The following is a 2,639-nucleotide window of genomic DNA, read 5'->3' as shown; positions in this document are numbered from 1 at the left end:
TGGCGATTCCGACGAAGGCGCCCGTCTTTAACGGGATAATGGCGCCCGGGGATTCCGGGATAATGGCGCCCCCCTCTAACGGAATGATCCCGCCTGGGGGCCGCGTTCGTCGACCGGCGAGATTTGTCTCACCCGTTCTGGTTTTCGGTCAAGGCGTTTTTGGCTCCTTTGGCGCGCGCTCGGCGTAGGCTTTCGCCCGATAGCTCGATACGGTTGGCGTTGTGAACGAGGCGGTCCAGGATCGCATCGGCGTAGGTGGGATCTCCGATAACCTCATGCCAGGAGGCTATGGGGAGCTGAGAGGTGACGATCGTCGATCGGCGCCCGTAGCGCTCTTCGAGGATTTCGAGAAGATCGTGGCGAGCGCCGGCGTCGAGCGGCTCGAGGCCGAAGTCGTCGAGGACCAGGAGATCGGCGCGTCCGAGCGATTTCAGAAGCCGCGGATGGCGGCCGTCGCCGCGTGCGAGCGCCAGCTCTTCGCAGAGCTTCGGCCAGCGATGATAGACGACGGAGCGATTGTCGCGGCAGGCCTTCTGGCCGATGGCGCAGGCGAGCCAACTTTTCCCGACGCCGGATGGCCCGACGAGAGCCAAATTATCGTGAGCGTCGATCCATTGGCCCTCGGCGAGCTTTTGGAACAGCGCGCGGTCGAGGCCGCGCGCGGCGCGATAGTCGACGTCTTCGACGGTGGCCTGCTGGCGGAGCTTGGCGGCGCGCAGACGCGCCGTCAGCCGCTTGTCCCGCCGGAGCGAGGCTTCCCGATCGAGCAGCAAGGCGAGCCAGTCGTTACGGTCGAGTCCTTTCGCTTCGTCGGTCTCGGCGAGCTCGACGAAGGCCTTGGCCATTCCGTAGAGCCCGAGGGCGTGGAGCTGATCGAGGGTCGGATGTTTGAGCAAGTCGGCGTCTCCTAATGATAGTAGCGCGAGCCGCGGATGTTGGGATGAAGGATCGGGGCCGTGTCCGCGGCGCGCTTTGGCGGCGGCTTCCGATCGAGCTTGTTGTCGAGAATGGATTTGACCGAGCCGTAGGTCTTCGCGCCGATCTCTATGGCGCGTTCCGCCGCGGCCTCGACGCGCTCGGCTCCATAGGGGCCGGCCAGGCGCACGACGCCGAGGCAGGCGCGATAGCCTTGCTCGGGATGCGGCCTCGCCTCCAGAATCTGCTCGCAGAGCGCCGCGGTCGCCGGGCCGATCTTGCGGGCGTCCTCGCGGATGCGGTCGATCGTCCAGCCGGCATAGCGGCGATGGCTGGACGGCATGTGCTCTGGGATCGTCGTGTGCTTGCGGTTGCCGCTCATGCGCAAATGGACGGCGATGCGCTCGCCCTTGCAGAAAATCTCGACGCCGCGGACGGTCAGCCGCGCTTCCACTTCCGCCCGGGCGAAGCGATAGGGCACGGAGTAATAATGCGCGTCGATCTCGACATGATAATCGATGCCGACGCGGCGCAGGCGCCACTCGCTATATTCGTAAGGCTCGATCGGCAGGGCCTTCATCGCCGGGCGGTCGACCTCCTCGAACAGCTTGCGGCGGGTGACGCCGAGCCGGCGGATCGGTCGCTCCTCGTTGAGATTTTTCAGCATCTCGACGATGGCGGCGTTGACCTCCGTCAGGCTGTAGAAGGTCCGGCGGCGCAGCCTGCCGAGCAGCCAGCGCTCGACGATCAGCACCGCGGATTCGACCTTCGCCATAGCCCGTCTTTGAGACGGGCGTCTTGAAAGACGCCCTATGGTCGCGCGGCTTTCTCGGCCGCGCCGGCAACAGCGCCGCGCCGTAATGCGCCGCCATGTCGGCGTAGGTGCGATTGACCTGCGGGTCGTAAAAGCAAGCCTTGACGATCGCCGTCTTGGCGTTGTCCGGCACGATGAGCTGCGGGACGCCGCCCACGGCCTCGAGCGCGCTCACATGGGCGTCGATCCAATCGGGGAGCGTCTGCGTCCAGCTCGCCTTGGCGAAAGTGAGGCTCGACGCGCCGAGCACGGCGACGAATATCTGCGCCATGCGAAGCTCGCCGGTGAGCCTGTCGATGACGACCGGGACGCCGTCGCCGGCGTAATCGACGAACAGCCGCTCGCCGGCGGCGTGCGTCTGCCGCATCGTGACCGACAGCGTCTTTTCGAATGCGCGATAGAGCTCACAAAAACGCGAATAGCTGTAGCCGCCCGGATTGGCCGCGATATATTCGTCCCACAAAATCGTCAGGGTGACGTGCTTGCGCTTCAACTCGTGATGTACGCCCGCCCAGTCTGGCTCCTCGGCCCGCCGATGGCCCCGTTTGCTGCGCCGGGCGGCGTAGAGCGCCTCCGCCAGCCCGTCGTCGTTCATTCCCTCCGGCAGCGGCCAGGACAGTCCGGCGCTCTCCGCGCGCTCGATCGTCGCCCGCACCGTCGAGCGCGGCATGTCGAGACGCCGGGAAATTTCGTGCGCCGAAACCGATGTGGACTTCAGCCGAATAATCTCGCGCGCATGGCGCATCGTAATCCGCTCCGCTGGCATGGACCGCTCCCCTTGGATTGCCAAAGGAGCGATCTGATCAGGCCAACGACGGAGCCCGTCACTGCACGAAATCACCCGGGCGGGATCATTCCGTTACAGGGGGGCGCGATCATCTCGTAATCGGGGGGCGCCATCATTCCGTTA

Annotated in this window: 1 protein-coding gene and 1 pseudogene; both read right to left on the bottom strand. The window is 65.5% G+C overall.

The genetic code is table 11. From position 1 onward, the window contains the following. Window positions 1–128: 128 nt before the first annotated feature. The gene (gene istB, locus K3F48_RS23490; protein ID WP_222577862.1) at window positions 129–896 is read right to left on the bottom strand and encodes an IS21-like element helper ATPase IstB; all 768 of its coding nucleotides are present in this window, start codon (window positions 894–896) and stop codon (window positions 129–131) included. Between the two features lie 11 nt (window positions 897–907). After that, window positions 908–2,474: pseudogene (gene istA / locus K3F48_RS23485) on the bottom strand (IS21 family transposase). Between the last annotated feature and the right edge of the window lie 165 nt (window positions 2,475–2,639).

The organism is Methylosinus sp. Sm6 (genome assembly GCF_019802345.1).
In the GTDB taxonomy this organism is placed as follows: Bacteria; Pseudomonadota; Alphaproteobacteria; order Rhizobiales; family Beijerinckiaceae; genus Methylosinus.
The sequence above is the reverse complement of the archived record's forward strand: the minus strand, read 5'-3'. Positions and strand labels throughout refer to the sequence as shown.